Source organism: Catelliglobosispora koreensis DSM 44566, from assembly GCF_000379685.1.
In the GTDB taxonomy this organism is placed as follows: domain Bacteria; phylum Actinomycetota; class Actinomycetes; order Mycobacteriales; family Micromonosporaceae; genus Catelliglobosispora; species Catelliglobosispora koreensis.
This window is the reverse complement of sequence record NZ_KB903250.1, coordinates 494,717-510,053: the sequence shown is the minus strand read 5'-3', so window position 1 is coordinate 510,053 and position 15,337 is coordinate 494,717. Positions and strand designations below refer to the sequence as shown.

Annotated in this window: 15 protein-coding genes; 6 read left to right on the top strand and 9 right to left on the bottom strand. The window is 65.3% G+C overall.

The window, feature by feature from the left end; all coding sequences use genetic code 11:
- Positions 1-46 precede the first annotated feature (46 nt).
- Positions 47-481: a DUF4190 domain-containing protein gene (locus A3E1_RS44585; protein WP_083929417.1), complete on the top strand. Its 435-nt coding sequence runs from the start codon at positions 47-49 to the stop codon at positions 479-481.
- Positions 457-1,554: a class I SAM-dependent methyltransferase gene (locus A3E1_RS0109590; protein ID WP_020520539.1), complete on the top strand. Its 1,098-nt coding sequence runs from the start codon at positions 457-459 to the stop codon at positions 1,552-1,554. Before A3E1_RS44585 ends, A3E1_RS0109590 begins: the two co-directional genes overlap by 25 nt.
- Here A3E1_RS0109590 and A3E1_RS0109585 read toward each other — a convergent pair.
- From A3E1_RS0109585 to A3E1_RS0109565, 5 genes are all read right to left on the bottom strand, one after another.
- Complete coding sequence (locus tag A3E1_RS0109585; RefSeq protein WP_020520538.1) at positions 1,514-2,560, bottom strand: hypothetical protein; 1,047 nt, start codon at positions 2,558-2,560, stop codon at positions 1,514-1,516. The two genes, A3E1_RS0109590 and A3E1_RS0109585, sit on opposite strands and share 41 nt — an antisense overlap.
- Before the next feature lie 18 nt (positions 2,561-2,578).
- Positions 2,579-3,511 carry a biliverdin-producing heme oxygenase gene (locus tag A3E1_RS39630; protein WP_020520537.1) on the bottom strand — a complete coding sequence of 311 codons (933 nt, stop codon included), beginning with the start codon at positions 3,509-3,511 and terminating at the stop codon, positions 2,579-2,581.
- A 35-nt stretch (positions 3,512-3,546) separates the two neighbouring features.
- Positions 3,547-5,076 (bottom strand): DEAD/DEAH box helicase, encoded by a 1,530-nt coding sequence (locus A3E1_RS39625; protein ID WP_051104919.1) that lies wholly within the window; start codon positions 5,074-5,076, stop codon positions 3,547-3,549.
- A gap of 226 nt (positions 5,077-5,302) precedes the next feature.
- Positions 5,303-5,530 carry a DUF3107 domain-containing protein gene (locus A3E1_RS0109570; RefSeq protein ID WP_020520535.1) on the bottom strand — a complete coding sequence of 76 codons (228 nt, stop codon included), beginning with the start codon at positions 5,528-5,530 and terminating at the stop codon, positions 5,303-5,305.
- Positions 5,531-5,566: 36 nt separating this feature from the next.
- Positions 5,567-6,193 carry a TetR/AcrR family transcriptional regulator gene (locus A3E1_RS0109565; protein WP_020520534.1) on the bottom strand — a complete coding sequence of 209 codons (627 nt, stop codon included), beginning with the start codon at positions 6,191-6,193 and terminating at the stop codon, positions 5,567-5,569.
- Positions 6,194-6,310: 117 nt separating this feature from the next.
- Here A3E1_RS0109565 and A3E1_RS39620 point away from each other — a divergent pair, with 117 nt between their 5' ends.
- From A3E1_RS39620 to moeZ, 3 genes are all read left to right on the top strand, one after another.
- Complete coding sequence (locus A3E1_RS39620) at positions 6,311-7,927, top strand: hypothetical protein (protein WP_020520533.1); 1,617 nt, start codon at positions 6,311-6,313, stop codon at positions 7,925-7,927.
- Entirely contained in the window at positions 7,924-8,739 is an 816-nt protein-coding gene (locus A3E1_RS39615) for a DUF3152 domain-containing protein (protein ID WP_026208264.1), read from the top strand. The genes A3E1_RS39620 and A3E1_RS39615 overlap by 4 nt, the downstream gene beginning before the upstream one ends.
- Before the next feature lie 72 nt (positions 8,740-8,811).
- Entirely contained in the window at positions 8,812-9,993 is a 1,182-nt protein-coding gene (gene moeZ / locus A3E1_RS0109550; protein WP_020520531.1) for an adenylyltransferase/sulfurtransferase MoeZ, read from the top strand.
- 162 nt (positions 9,994-10,155) lie between these two features.
- Here moeZ and A3E1_RS0109545 read toward each other — a convergent pair whose 3' ends face one another.
- Positions 10,156-10,938, bottom strand: coding sequence for an ArsR/SmtB family transcription factor (locus A3E1_RS0109545; RefSeq protein ID WP_020520530.1), 783 nt, complete (start codon positions 10,936-10,938; stop codon positions 10,156-10,158).
- Between the two features lie 80 nt (positions 10,939-11,018).
- Complete coding sequence (locus tag A3E1_RS0109540) at positions 11,019-12,002, bottom strand: ArsR/SmtB family transcription factor (protein WP_020520529.1); 984 nt, start codon at positions 12,000-12,002, stop codon at positions 11,019-11,021.
- A gap of 230 nt (positions 12,003-12,232) precedes the next feature.
- Here A3E1_RS0109540 and A3E1_RS0109535 point away from each other — a divergent pair, with 230 nt between their 5' ends.
- Positions 12,233-13,012 carry a prenyltransferase/squalene oxidase repeat-containing protein gene (locus A3E1_RS0109535; protein WP_026208263.1) on the top strand — a complete coding sequence of 260 codons (780 nt, stop codon included), beginning with the start codon at positions 12,233-12,235 and terminating at the stop codon, positions 13,010-13,012.
- A 23-nt stretch (positions 13,013-13,035) separates the two neighbouring features.
- Here the strand turns inward: A3E1_RS0109535 and A3E1_RS0109530 are convergent, their stop codons facing one another.
- Positions 13,036-14,265 carry a glutamate-5-semialdehyde dehydrogenase gene (locus A3E1_RS0109530; RefSeq protein ID WP_020520527.1) on the bottom strand — a complete coding sequence of 410 codons (1,230 nt, stop codon included), beginning with the start codon at positions 14,263-14,265 and terminating at the stop codon, positions 13,036-13,038.
- 2 nt (positions 14,266-14,267) lie between these two features.
- Positions 14,268-15,332 carry a glutamate 5-kinase gene (gene proB / locus A3E1_RS0109525; RefSeq protein WP_020520526.1) on the bottom strand — a complete coding sequence of 355 codons (1,065 nt, stop codon included), beginning with the start codon at positions 15,330-15,332 and terminating at the stop codon, positions 14,268-14,270.
- Positions 15,333-15,337: the final 5 nt, after the last annotated feature.

Genomic DNA, 15,337 nt, shown 5'->3' with positions numbered 1-15,337 from the left:
TTGCCCGGGCTGACGCCAGTAGCCGGCAAGCCCTACTCTTTGCGCCATGACCGACCCTAACCAACAGTTCTCCTCGCAGTGGACCCCGCCACCACCGCAATATGGCTACGGCTATCCGGTGGTTCGCCCCACGAACGGGCTCGCCATCGCGGGCATGGTTTGCGCGATCATCGCCTTGCCAGCGGCCTGTTTTACCTGGGGGGTGGGCGGGATCGTGCTTGGCGCGCTGGGGGCGATCTTTGGTCACGTGGCGCGCCGGAAGATCCGCCAACGTGATGAGCAGGGCGGCGGCATGGCATTGACCGGCGTCATCCTGGGTTGGATCAGTGTGGCGCTCAGCATAGCTTTCTTAGTCTTCATGATCTTGTTCGTGATTTACGGCGAGACTTGGGTGACAAACCTGGAGAACTCCGGGGGCTCCGACTGGGATGACGCCCTGCGAGGCATGCTTATGGGATGGCTTCCCTTGAAGACGCACTGACCGAGATCCGTGCGGCGCTGCTGCGCCCTGGACTGATCCGTGCGGTAGGGAGCGGGCAGCGCCGGGGCGCGACTCCGTCGTGCGAACGGGTGACCCTGCGGCCCGTCGCCGTCAAGGCGGGCGAGCGCTGGCAGGTCGTCACCGAGGACGGTCAGCGCCCCACCACCGTGCTAGTTCCCGTGGGTGACGAGGCGACCGTGGGCAAACTCCTCGCTGAGCCGTTCGGCAGCTGGGTCGTGGAGACGGTCGATGGCACGGTCCGGCTGCAGGCGACGAAGAAGGGCGCGATCGTGCATCGCTCAGGCCCGCCTGCTGCTAGGCCATCACTTGAACACGATCGTGTTAAAGGTCACCTGCTCGATCCGGGCGATCCGCTGTTTGACGTCATCGGGGGCAACGCCGCTAAACGGCGCCAGGTGGACGCCTTCCTCAGGCATTTACCCACCGACATTTCCGCGCCGCTCAAGGTGGCCGACCTCGGCTGCGGCAACGCCTATCTGACCTTCGCCGCCTATGCGTACTTGTCGAGCCTCGGTCTGGACGTCAGTCTCACCGGAGTCGACGTCCGCGAGGACCAGCGCGAGCGCAACACTGCCCTGGCCGAGAAGCTGGGCTGGGGCGACCGGGTGCGGTTCGTCGCCGGGACGATCGCCGACGTGCAGATCGAACCACCCGACATAGTGCTCGCGTTGCATGCCTGCGACACCGCCACCGATGACGCGCTGGCTCGTGCCGTGCGGTGGCAGTCGAAGTGGGTGCTCGCCGCGCCCTGCTGTCACAAGGACATTTCGCGGCAGCTGCGTCAGCACAAGCCCGGATTGCTTACAGCGCACGGGATTTTGCGGGAGCGGTTCGCCGACGTGCTCACTGACGCGCTGCGTGCCGGACTGCTGCGCGAAAACGGCTATGACGTGGAAGTCGTGGAGTTCATCGACTCGGCGCACACCCCACGCAACGCCCTGATCCGGGCAGTGTTGCGGGGCTCTTCGGAAAGTGATCCCGAGCTGGCAGCCCTCATGGAGCAGTGGCAGGTCACTCCGGCACTTTCCCATAAGCTTGCAGCAGTGTCGTGATCTCGCCAGCGGTGTCGGCCAGCAGCGTGTCCTGAGTGAGCGGCTCGCTAGCCAGCACTGACACGAGCGTGGCGAAACCGGGCAAGGGGAAGCCGTCATCGTCCATAATGGACGGTTCGATGCGGCCGAGCGACGTCCTCGTACGATCCCAGGTTTCGAGCAGCTGAGGGATGGAAGGCACCCCGAAGCCATGCCCGACTGGAGCGCTGTGACGCAGCCGCATGATGGCGGAATCGTTGAGCGTCAAGGCAAGCCGGCACCCGTGTGTCGCGATCTCAGCGTCAGCTGGCGAGAGTCGCGTGTAGACAGTGCATTGCCGTTTGCACGCCGAGGCGCACACGCCAAACGCGTGCGAGACATTGGAATGCTGACGGGCCAGGTAGGTGCGCCAGCCCGCGTCGTTTTCCTGCGACACGGTCAGAATCCGTTTAGCGGCAGACTTTTCCGTCTTCGTGTGCGGACACTCACGGTCCTCAAAGTTGCCCCACGCGGAGCCATCTCCGCCGACCGCACTGCCCACCCGGGCCGGGTCAGCGGCGTGGCCCAGCACCCGCTCCCACACCAGCAGTGGCGCGTATTCACTGGCGATGTGCATCGACGAGACGACCGCGTTGGTTTCCCGTCGGCGGAACCGGGCGTCGATCACTTCGAGCAGCAGCCGGTACACGGGCCGAAGGCTGCCCAGGGCGCCACGCTCCCGTTCGCGAGACGACTGCGGTACGCGGCACAGCAGCGCCCGCTCACGCAGGTACTCCGGCACGGCGTCGCCGTGGACCTCCGTGGCGATGGCGTGCTCCACGTTGGCGTCAGCGGCCGCGTCCAGCTCACCGAAGTCTTCCGCGTCGAGGTCGAGCAGCCGTTGCCCCAGCGCACACAACTGCTGCAGCTGCGCTACGTCGCGAGTGGACAGCCGCTCACCCGCGGCGCCCCCGCTCAGAAGGGCCGCGACTTCAGTGAACGCATAGCGCTGAGTGAGCACGAGCAAGGCGTCGAACGCGGTTTCCACGAACGACAGTCTCGCACCCTAATGTGCCTCGGCAGGCGGAAGACCGAGTTCCGCGCGGGCGTCGTGGTACATCCGGGTGACTTCCTCGCGTACTTGCGCGCGTGAGGTCAGCCGTTGCGACCACGGCACGCGGGCGGCGACGTTGCCGCCGCTGACCGTCACGCGAAAGTCGATGCCGTCAGCGTCCATTCCCGACATCACCGCGGCGGTCGCCTCCGGCTGCCCGCCGTAGGCCCGGCAGATGATGAGGGAGTCTTCGGTGTGGTGGCCGTTCATGTGCCGCATGATCTGGCGGACCACGTCTTCGGTGAACGGGTTGACGTGCACCTTGCCGAGGTCGTCGAGCACCCCGAGATTCAGCCGGTATGCCAGCTTCACCTCGTCGATGACACGGCCGCGCTCCAGCTCGTCCCATGGGCTTGAGTCAAGCAGCGAGCGGTAGCGGTCCTTATAGGACGGCAGGCTGCCAAGAGCGCTGAAGTCGTAGAACCGCAAGCCGTCGCCAGACAGCCCGTAAGACTTGGCGATGGCGCTGCCGACGAACTGACCGCCGGACAGGTCGCCCAGGTAACGGTTGTAGTGATGGGCGACGAACCCACCCGGCCAGGTGAACGCGATCTCGCGCAGCCTGGCCAGGTATTCCGTCGTGCTTTCCGTGGGCACCAGCAGGTCGCGCCACTGGGTTCCGGCGAGGAACTCAAGGTCGGCGGCCAGCGCGGGTAACCGGTCGAGCACCGGGTCATGGAACTGACCCGCGATGCTGTCCGTGGCCATCGCCCGTGAAGCCTCTTCCAGCACTTCATAAATCAGGTAGTGCTGAGCGGTCAGCGCGGTGTGCGCGGCGACCGTCAGCCGCCCTTGCGTCAGGTCCGCCAGGAACGTGCTTTGCTCCGCTGAGCTGTGGTCATCCCACGTCGCAGCACGCAGGCGGGCCGAGAAGGGTGTCGTCATGAAGACTGAGCGTACAGCACGAAGGTTAGGTCACCCTAACCTTCGGCTTGCTCGCCGCTCGCGCTCTTGCGGCTCCTCCGGCGGCGGCGCGGCTTTGACTCGGCGGCCTCGGTAACGACTTCCGTCGTGACCTCAGCCGTAACCCGGCGGCGCTGACGCCGTGGCTTGGACTCCGCGTCAACGACCGTTTCGGCGGCCTCAGGCGTGACTTCCGTGAGGCGACGCCGGCGCCGGGGCTGGCGTGCCTCGGCTGGAACGTCAGCGGGAGCGGTCTTGCTGCCACGCTTGGGGCGACGGCGGCCACCACCGAGGTCCTCTTCCACCTCCGCGCCCAGCCCAGCACGCGAACGCTGAGCTGACGGCAGGGTCGAGGTCACCTCCGCTGGAATGTCCAGGTCGGAGTAGACCCACGGCGAGGTGTGATAGGTCTCCGGCGGGTCAGACAGGTCGAGGCCGAGCGTCTTGTCGACCAGGCGCCACCGTGGCATGTCTTCCCAGTCCACGAAAGTCACCGCGACACCGGTGGCCCCGGCACGGCCCGTACGGCCAATGCGGTGCACGTAGGTCTCGGAGTCTTCCGGGCAGTCGTAGTTGATCACGTGCGTCACGCCGGAGACGTCAAGCCCACGGGCTGCCACATCGGTCGCCACGAGCACATCGACCTTGCCAGCGCGGAACGCCCGCAGGGCCCGCTCGCGAGCGCCCTGGCCCAGGTCGCCGTGAACGGCGGCCGAAGCGAAGCCACGGAAGTCGAGATCCTCGCTGACGCGGTCGGCGTTGCGCTTGGTACGCGTGAAGATCATGGTCAGACCGCGGCCGTTGGCCTGCAGGATGCGCGCGAGCAGCTCCAGCTTGTTCAGCTGGTGCGTGCGATAGGCGACCTGCTTGGTCTGCGGGCTAACGCCCGGCTCGGCCGAATGACCCGCGTGCACGGTCACCGGGTTGCGCAGGAACCGGCGCGACAGCGTCACGATCGGGTCCGGCATGGTGGCCGAGAAGAGCATGGTCTGCCGGTCTTCCGGCAGCAAGGTCAAGATCTTCTCGACATCGTCGAGGAAGCCCAGGTCAAGCATGCGGTCAGCCTCATCGAGCACGAGCGCGCGAATGCGGTCGAGCTTGAGGTGCTTCTGCTTGGCGAGGTCGAGCAGCCGCCCGGGCGTGCCAACGAGAATCTCGACGCCCTTCTTGAGCTGGTCAACCTGTGGTTCGTAGGCGACGCCGCCGTAGATCGGCAGCACCCGGATGCCACGGGTGGCCCCGGCGCCCTGTAGGTCTTTGGCGACCTGCAAGCCAAGTTCGCGCGTCGGAACGACGATGAGCGCCTGCGGCGTACCGTCGCCGCCTTCTTCGCGCGATAGCACGCGGTCGATGATGGGGACGCCGAAGCCGAGTGTCTTTCCGGTGCCGGTCGGGGCCTGGCCGACCATGTCGCCGCCCCGAAGGCCGATAGGTAGTGCGTATTCCTGGATGGCGAATGCCCGGTCAATTCCCATCGCGGAAAGCGCGGCCACTGTTTCTGGCCTAGCGCCTAATTCCGAGAAGGTTGGTTTTAGAGTTTCGTTCATGGGGTTATGGGGTGCCCTTGTTAAGTGCGCCCCTTTTTCCACATAAGGGCGCTATCCGTCGTTTTGTGCGGGGCCGCACGTAGCTAATGAGCCACGGGCCACACGCACGCGACATGGGCACGGCCCATGTCAACTCCGCTATCCTACGGGTTCGACATGGGCCGGGTCACCAAAACGTGGTGAGAAATTCATTCACGCCATTAATTGAGGCGCGTTTACCAGGAGCTCAGCGGACGGTGAAGCCCACCTGGCGGCTCGTGGCCTCGGCTATTTCGACATAGGCGAGCTTGTCGACCGGAACGATCACCCGCTTGCCCTTTTCATCGACGAGCGTAATTGTGTTCTTGCCGGACTCGATCGCGTCCGTGACCTGCGCCTCCACCTCGGCAGGCGACTGGGCGCTGTCGATAATCAGCTCCCGGGCGGCGTATTGCACGCCGATTTTGACCTCCACGCGCTTCCCCTTCGTTGCGTCCCAAGCGACTTTAGCTCAGTGCTCGTGATGCAACGGGAAGCTGCCGATGCCTCGCCAAGCCAATGTCGTGATGAGCTGTTCAGCCTCCTCTTGCGACACTTCGCGGCCACCCTCGAGCCAGAATCGCGCGGCGACCTGAGCCGCGCCGCAAAGACCGGCGGCGAGCATCTCGGCGCGGGCGCGGTTGACGCCGGTGTCCGACATGATGGTCTCGGTGATCGCGTCAACGCTGAGGCGCTCCATCCGGTCGACGCGTGCCCGCACGGCTGATTCATTGCGTAGATCGGATTCAAAGACGAGCCGGAACGCTTCGCTCTCGTGGGACACGAAGTCGAAATACGCTCGCATGGCGCCGCGAACGCGAAGCGCGTTATCGGTCGTCGCCGTCATCGCGTCCTTGATCCGCTCGGCGAACGCGTCGCAGTGAGTGTCCAAAAGGGCGAGGTAAAGCTCCAGCTTGCCCGGGAAGTGTTGATATAGGACAGGCTTGGAAACGCCCGCGCGCTCGGCGATGTCGTCCATGGCAGCAGCGTGGTAGCCCTGGGCAACGAAGACATCCTGGGCCGCAGCCAGCAGCTGCTTACGTCGTGCGGAGCGGGGAAGCCTGGTCGGGCGCCCCGTAGCGCTCGATGCCGCGGTCATGAAGATCTCCTCCGTTAGACGGACGTTCGACGGATCTTGTCAACTGGCCCGTCGTTGCAACTTATCGTCATTCACCGTTCACGGTAGCCTCAGCATTGGGCGACCGAGGAGCGCACGGTGGATGGTCTAGGACAAACCGATAATGACCGCAACGACGAGGGTTCAGCCAATGGGCATATGGCACCTTGGGCCAAAGAAGTTTGGTCCAGCGCGGGTGCCGATCGCCGTGGCATCGAAGCCCTCGCTGGCGGCAACGCTCCTGTGTTCCCTCCCGACGATGATCCATTAACGCAGACACTGATCCAACCGCGCTTTAGCCCCTATGTTCCAGCCGAGAGTTCCGAAGATCCCTACGCCGATGAGCTGGCTCAACGGTCAGCCGAGTTCGCCCGGCACGCCGCTCACGACAACGGATCGTTCGACAACGGCAGTTTCGACTTCGACGCGCCGACCCCACAGCAAGGACTGCCGCAGATCGGGGCACCCCCGCCCATTGCCTGGTCGCCACCACCCTTGCCGCCCGCTATGACACCGCCGGTCGCTCCGGCCGAAGAAGAAGATCCGCCGCTGGCCGCGCTGACGCTAGGCCAGCGGTTCGGTATGGCGTTTCCAGATGCTGAGAGCCCGGCCCTGCCGCCCATCGAGGACGCGGAGCCTGAGGATGCCGAAGCCGAGCTGCCGCAACGCATTCCGGCCGAGCCAGATGTGCCGCAAGACGTGCCTGATCCGCCTGTCCAGCCGCTTGAAGACAAGGCTCAGCTGAGCAAGATTCGCGATGTGCTGCGCCGTGACGACGTGCCACCGACCGACCGTCCCGAGGGCTTCGATGTGGAAGCGATTCTCGAAGCGGTCCGCGGGGTGGGCGGGGTCCGGGAAGCGACGATGCGCACGACCACAGCCGGGGCTCATCATCTGCGCCTGGAGCTGGCCGAGGGCGCCGACCCAGCGGTCATCAGCCGCAAGGTCGCGCGCATGCTTCAGGAGCAAATGGGTCTCGACGCCGCGCTGACCGGTGAGGTGCCGAAGATCCCGGGACAGGGCGAGCCCGCGCCACCTCCGGCCGACCCGCCGGTCGTGCCCGGTCCCCGAACGGGTCTGGGTGCCGTGCCGCCTGCTCCGCCCGAGCCATGGCAAACCCCCGCGCCACACGAGCCGTGGGCACAGGAGCGGCGTGAGTCGCGGCGGCGTCATCCCGTCAGCGTGCCGCGCCGGCAGCCTGGCGAGCTTCGTCCCTCGGAGCGCGCGGCGGCCACGTGGCGGACCGCTAATCCAGAGGGTGAGCCGCCCTCGGGAGCACAGTCACCCGCGCTGCCAAACGATCGCGACCAGGGTCCACGCCCGATCATCGAGCACGTTCAGACCACCACCTTTGGCCTCGACGCGACCGTCGAGGTGCGCTTAACGACGGCTGGCAAGACGGCGTCAGGCAACGCGAGCGGTCCTGCGGTCGACGCATACGTATTGCGGCTGTGCGCTGCCGCGACCGCCGCGGCTGTCGACGATCTGCTCAAGGAAGGCACCACGACCGGTGAGCCGGGCCGGTGCTTCGTGGAGCACGCGGCGCTCGTGCCGATGGGCAGTTGCGATGTCGCCGTGGTCGTCGTCCTGCTCGTGTGCGGTGGCTGGGTCGAGCAGCTCGCCGGCTCCGCATTGGTGTCAGGGGATCCCCGACGGGCCGTGGTCCGGGCTACGCTTAGCGCTGTGAACCGCCGCCTAGCTGCTCTTATACCTTGAGTCGCAAGCCTGCTTGGAAAAAGCGGCAAGAGGCTCAGCGCCGCCGGCTTCGCTGGGCGCTGACCGTGGTGGCGCTTGGCGCGATTCTGGTGGCGGCGAGCATGTTCCGTGATTTCCGGGCTTCCAGAGGCACGCTCAATCCGGTTCTGGCCGGTGCGCCGGATGCCGCAGCCGTCTCCGTGCCACCACCCGAGCCCGTGTTGCTCGCCGAGGCCGAACCGCCCGCCTCGGGCCCGGGCACGTTCGTCATCGGCACGACGCGCGGGCAAATCCTGGGCACAGCAGGGACCCTGAAGCGGTTCCGCATCGCGGCCGAGTCCAATGTCGCCGCCGACGACCTGACCGAATTCACGCGGATGGTCGATGCGACCCTCGGCGACCCGCGCAGCTGGATCGCTGGCAAGCAGGTGCGCTTCCAGCGCGTGGCTGACGGTGAGCCCTATGACTTCACGATTCACTTGGCGACCCGCGACACGGCGCACAAGATGTGCAGCCAAAGCGGTCTCGACATTCGGGTAGACGGCATCCCCTACACGTCGTGTCAGCAGTGGAAGAAAGTCATCATTAATCTCGATCGATGGCACAAGTCGATTCCAGATTACGTGGATGGTGGCGTTCCGCTGGAGACCTACCGGCAATACGTCATCAACCACGAAGTCGGTCATGAACTCGGCCGTGGTCACGAGGGTTGCCCGGGCGAGGGCAAGCCCGCCCCGACGATGTACCGCCAAACTCTGGGACTCGACGGCTGCACCGCGAACCCATGGCCATATCTCGATGGGAAGCGATACGCGGGCGAGCCTGTTGCGTAACGTGGGCGGCCGCGTCACAGGAGTGGCGGACGTCGCATAACGTTCCCGACCCGGGAAGAGGAGAATGCAATCATGTCGTTGCCGCCGCTGGTTGAGCCAGCCGAGTCCCTCTCGGTGGACGAGGTCCGCCGCTACAGCCGCCATCTGATCATCCCTGACGTCGGAGTCACCGGGCAGAAACGGCTCAAGAACGCCAAGGTGCTCTGTGTGGGCGCCGGCGGTCTGGGGTCGCCGGCGCTGATGTATCTAGCAGCAGCGGGTGTAGGCACGCTCGGCATCGTCGAATTCGACACCGTCGATGAGTCGAACCTCCAGCGCCAAATCATTCACGGGCAGTCCGACATTGGCCGCTCCAAGGCGGAGTCGGCCGCGAACTCGATCCGCGAAATCAACCCCTACGTGAACGTGGTCATCCACAACACGGCTCTCGACCGCGACAACGTGCGCGAGATCTTCTCGCAGTACGACCTGATCGTTGACGGCACGGACAACTTCGCCACGCGTTATCTGGTCAACGACGCCGCGGTGTTGCTGGGCAAGCCCTACGTGTGGGGCTCGATCTACCGCTTCGACGGCCAGGCCAGCGTGTTCTGGTCCGAGCACGGCCCTTGCTACCGCTGCCTTTACCCCGAGCCGCCGCCGCCCGGCATGGTTCCGAGCTGCGCCGAGGGTGGCGTGCTTGGTGTGCTCTGCGCGAGCATCGGCTCGATTCAGGTCACCGAGGCCATCAAGCTGCTGACCGGCACCGGTGAGCCGCTCGTCGGTTCGCTGATCGTTTACGACGCCCTGGAAATGAGCTACCGCAAGATCCGGGTTCGCAAGGACCCGTCGTGTGTCCTATGTGGAGACAACCCCACCGTCACCGATCTCCTTGAGGACTACGAGGACTTCTGCGGAGCCGTTTCCGACGAGGCCGCCGAGGCGACGATCGGCTCGACCATCACCGCCCGCGAGCTCAAGGACTGGCAGGATGCGGAGAAGGACATCTACCTCGTCGACGTCCGCGAACCAGCCGAATACGAGATCGTCCGCATCCCGGGCAGTGTCCTGATTCCCAAGGGCGACATCCTTTCGGGTGAAGCGCTCGCCAGTCTGCCGCAAGACAAGCAGATCGTGCTGCACTGCAAGTCCGGCATTCGCAGCGCCGAAGCCCTTGCCGCGCTTAAGCAAGCTGGCTTCAAGGACGCCGTTCACGTGCAGGGCGGCGTGCTCGCCTGGATCAAGACAGTCGACTCCTCGTTGCCTGTCTACTAATAGTTGTTGCGCCCCAGCGGTTTCGGCCGCTGGGGCGCATTCTTTTCAAGAGCATTTTATGCGCCGGCCCGCCGTGGCCCAGGCCGCGAGCTCCCGCGCGGCAACGAAGGTCCGCGCGTCCCGGGCTCCTTTCGCGTGGCAATCGCCGTGATTCGCGCGCGGCTAGGCCGGCTCGGGTAGCGGTTCGCCGGTTTCGAGCAGGGTCTTGAGGCTTGATAGCAACGGCAGCCAGCCTTCGCTGACGTCCTTGAGGATTTGGCTGTCGTCGTCGAATCCGTCGTGTGTCACGGTTAGCTTGACCATCTGACCGGCGGGCTCGATCTCGAAGGTGACTTTCGAGCGGCTTTCGGCGGCCAATGTGGACAGTGTCTGCTCGTCCGCGCCGATCTCTTTGCCGAACTCGGGCGTAAAGTCGTGCCACGTAAAGGAAAGCTTGCGGTAGGGCTCGGAGTCGAGCACGACCTGTTCGGGCCCGTCCATCGTCGCGCCGCGGAAATGCCAGGTCACGTGACTGCCTTTGGTCCACTCGGAGTCGAAGGTGACTCCCCAATAGCGGCTGGTGAAGGCGGGATCGGTGAGGGCCTGCCAGAGCTTCTCCGGTGTGGTCTTGATGTAGGTCTTGTAAACGAACTCGTTCATCTCGGACTCCAATGCCTTCTTGAGATCGGCGAGTGCCTGGACCCGTTCGCGCGCGTAGTGCCCGATCCAGCGGTCGGCGATCGCGTTGACCGGCGCCGAGTTGAGGTAGTGCAGCTTTTCCCTGCCGCGCCGAGCGGTGGTCACGAGATCGGCTGCCTCAAGCACGGCGAGGTGCTTGCTCACGGACTGTCTCGCCATGCCCAGCCCGTCGCAAAGCTCCCGCAGGGTCTGCCCATTGCGTGCGTTTAGCCGGTCGAGCAGCTCGCGGCGACTGGGGTCAGCCAGCGCTTTGAAGATCTCATCCACGGCGATTGCCTCCAGACATGCAGCCAATTAGCTGCCTTTTCAAGATAGGCAGCCGAATGGCTGCATGTCAACTTGGCGGGCTATTGGCCCTTCAATAGCGCCTGACCTAGCGGCGTGATCGCGTGCCGGGTGGCGTTGCGCATCCGCACCGATTGGAGCAGTCCCGCGTCGCGCAGGACGGCGAGATGCTTGGTGGCGTTTGGCTGTGAGATGTCGAGCTGTTTGGCGATCTGTGACACGGTGGCTCCGCTGGCCGCCTGTTCCAGCACGGCTGCCCGGCTGCGGCCAATGAGTGCGCTCAGTGCCGTGCGCTGAACGTCAATGGCGACTCTGGTCCCTCGATGGACGGGGTAGACGATCACGGGCGCTAGCTCCGGGTCAGCCAGCACCATGAGCGTCGCCGATTCCTTGAAGTAAGACGGGATCAACGTCAGTCCGCGGCCGTCCAGATGAACGTCGCGGTCCTGGCGGTGGTGCAGCAGCTCCAGCACTTCACCACGAAACCGGCCGAGCGGAGCCAAGTCGCTGAGCATCGCTTCCGGTCCGCCATCGGCTAACTGCTGACCGCGCAGGGTGCGGTCGGCCTCGACGGCAGCACTGATGTTTGTCCACAATGGAGCAAGCATGACGTCGTAGTACCTGCGCAGGGCACCCGCGAGCGACAGCAGTGCCGACGGACGGCCCGACCCGATGTCCTCCACTGTGGACCCGATCGCCGGGTTCGCCTCGCAGACTTGGGAAATCTCCGCCTTAAGTTGCTTCTTTGGCGTCGAGAGCAGGGCTTGCAGCCCGGCGTCTATCCCGGCTGAGGCTCCGGCCGGGGTGAGGAAGTCAGGAAAGTAGCCGAGCGGCGGGTTGAGTATGGAAGCCAGGGCGAGCTGTTCCTTGAGGCCGCTGGTCGCTTGCAGCAGTTGGGAATTGCGCAGTCGCCAGCCTTCGAGGAGCGCGTCCGGTGCGGGTGAGCGGAGCACGTGCATGCTCAACGCGGTTTCCCAAAGCGGATCTGGCTGGGTGACGATGCGGGTGCGAGCCAGATCGCTAGCGGTGAAATGAATCCGCAGCATCCTCTCACTCCCAGCTCGTGACCGAACCAGGACCTTAGCACCCGGCGTGACTATTCCTCCAGGTGAATACAGGTTGCCGTACTTACTAATACTGTCGATCATTTCCACGTCGCTGGGTGAACGCCTCGATATCGCCGGGGGCGAGGCGTTCACCACAGACGTGCCACATCTTTCTCTAGCCGAACGGTGAGTTGACCTTGCGTAACGCGCCTCCGGTAGGCTTTGCCGCTGTGGTAGATCTGGACGCGGCAATCGGTTTCGTGGTGGCAAAAGGGGACCAGGTAGACCGCGCAAGGCTCTCCTACCTGCGCACGGGCGCCTTACCGAGTGAGGACATGCTCGCCGCGGCGGAAATCGGGCAGACCCTGGCTGGCGGTTGGCCGGCCTTTTACAGCGGTCGTGTGCCCTCTATTGACGCCACCTGCTTCAGATTGGCACAACTCGATGACCTTGGTGCCCTGCAACGGCACAAGGCACGCAGCGCACTGCACTGGCTCGCCTCACGGCAGCGCACCGATGGCACGTGGCAAGAAGACGAGTCGCTCGCCCACGACGCCCCGCCGTGGGCGCAGCCGGGTGACCCCGAAGCGACCCTGTACCTGACCGCCTACGCCGCGTTCTGGCTGTCGATCGGCGAGGGTTACGACGAACACGTCGAGCGTGCTGCCGACGTGCTCAAGGCGAGCCTGAACCCCGACGGCACATGGCCCTCGTTCCTTGTCACGGGCTGGCTTGCCGCCTCGGTGCTGCACCGCATGGGTGCCTTCTACGAGTCAGCCCGGATGACGGTGGTGCTCACCGAGCGCGTACCAGGAATGACCGCCAACGACACCGCATGGCTGGGCGCGTCGATGCGCCGCGCCGGTTACGCCGACGACGACTGGACGTTGTCGGCCGCTCGCAAGCGCCTCGCCGAAACGCAGCGCTCCGACGGCGGCTGGCCCTCAGACGACGGCGAACTCTTCGACGTCAACGTCACGTTGCAAGCCATCCGCGCCTGCCGCTTCTGAGAGCCCCGGCACCAAGGCCGTAATTAGGAGCGAGTTTGGCCGGAGCCCGTGATGACGTATTTGGTGCTCGTGAGTTCCGGTAGTCCCATCGGCCCGCGGGCGTGCAGCTTCTGCGTGGAGATGCCGATCTCGGCGCCGAAGCCCAGCTCACCACCGTCAACGAAACGCGTGGAAGCGTTGACCAAAACGGCCGCGGCATCGACACCGGCGGTGAACTTCTGTGCCGCGTCGAGCGACGTCGTGATGATCGCTTCGGAGTGACCCGAGCCGTACCGTCTAATGTGCTCGATCGCGGCTTCCAGCGACGGGGCGACGGCGACGGACAGGTCGAGCGAGAGGTATTCGGTGCCCCAATCCTCTTCCGTGGCAAGGACAACGGCCGGGTCATAGGCGCAGACCGCCGGCGAACCGTGCACGGTCACTCCAGCGTCTGCCATCGCGTCGAGGGCACGGGGGAGGAAGGCATCGGCCACGGACTGGTGCACGAGTAGTGACTCCAGGGCGTTGCAAACCGACGGGCGCTGGACCTTGCCGTTGACCAGAATCTCCAGTGCCATATCGAGATCGGCGCTTTCGTCGACGTAGAGGTGGCAGTTGCCGACACCTGTCTCGATCACGGGAACGCTTGACTCTTCGACAACGGTCTTGATGAGCGACGCGCCACCGCGGGGGATCAGCACATCGACGAGACCGCGAGCGCGCATGAGTTCCTTGACGGTGTCGCGAGTGGACGAATCGACCAGCTGCACCGCGTCGCGAGGAAGGCCGGCCGAATCGAGAGCGTCGCGCAGCACTTCCACGATCGCGAGATTGGACCGGGCGGCCGAGCCAGATCCGCGCAGGAGCACGGCGTTGCCGGATTTGACGGTCAGCCCGGCGGCGTCGGCGGTGACGTTGGGACGGGCCTCGTAAATGATGCCCACGACACCGAAAGGCACCCGGATCTGGCGCACTTGCAAGCCGTTGGCCAGCGTGCCGCCACGCACGACTTCGCCCACGGGATCGGGCAGCCCGGCGATCTCTCGCAGGCCGTCTGCCATGCCGCGAATGCGGGCGTCGGTCAGGATCAGCCTGTCGACGGTTGACTCGGCCGTGCCCGCGAGCCGGGCGTCCACCACGTCAACGCCATTGGCCTCAATGATCTTTTGCGTGTTCTCCTCGAGCGCGGCCGCCATCGCCAGGAGAGCCTTGTCCTTGACCGACCGGGTCAAGGGGGCCAGGGCGATAGCGGCGGCGCGAGCGCGTTCATACATGTTCATAGGAGCACCAAGTCGTCGCGGTGGATAACTTCAGGGTGACCGGACTTGCCCAGCAACGCGGGCAGCTCCAGAGCGTCGTAATTGGACAGTCCACGGGCGACCGTGCGGCCCGAATCGTCAAGCAGGTCAACGGGATCGCCGGCGATGAACGCACCGTCAACGGCGGTCACCCCCGCGGGCAGGAGCGAAGCACGACGGTCGACCACGGCTTTGACCGCACCTTGATCCAGGTGCAGGCGTCCCCGGGCGGTCGTCGCGTAAGCCAGCCAGTGCAGGCGAGCGGCACCTCGTACCCCCGCTGTGAACAGAGTGCCCACGGACTCGCCGCGCAGGGCCCCGGCCGCATGTGGCGCGGAGGTCAGGACGACCGGAATGCCGGCGCCGGTCGCGATGCGTGCCGCCTCCACCTTGGTCACCATGCCACCGGTGCCGACGCCTGCTTTGCCCGTGCCACCCACGGCGATCTCGGACAGCGCGGCGAAGTTGTCCACCACCGGGATGAGTGAAGACGCTGGCAGCGAAGGATCGCCGGTATAGAGAGCGTCCACATCGGACAGCAGGATCAGCAAGTCAGCCTGGACCAGCGCGGCCACCAAAGCGGCCAGGCGGTCGTTGTCACCGAAGCGGATTTCTTCAGTGGCGACGGTGTCGTTCTCGTTGATCACCGGCACGGCCCGAAGGTCGAGCAGCTTGCGCAGCGTGCGGAAGGCGTTGCGGTAATGGGCCCGCCGCGTGACGTCGTCAACGGTCAGGAGCACCTGCCCGACGACCCGGCCGTGCTTGCTGAACTCTTCGGTGTAGGCGTGGATGAGACGACCCTGGCCGACGCTGGCTGCCGCCTGCTGCGTGGCCAGGTCCTGCGGTCGTTTGCGAAGTCCAAGCGGGGCAAGGCCAGCGGCGATCGCGCCACTGGAGACGAGAACGATCTCCCTAGGGTCACCCGCGAGAGCCGTGACGAGATTTGCCAGCCGGGCCGGGTCGAGCCCGCCGGCCGCTGTCGTCAACGATGACGACCCCACCTTCACGACGATGCGTTTTGCGCCCGTGACTTGCACACGCATTGGTG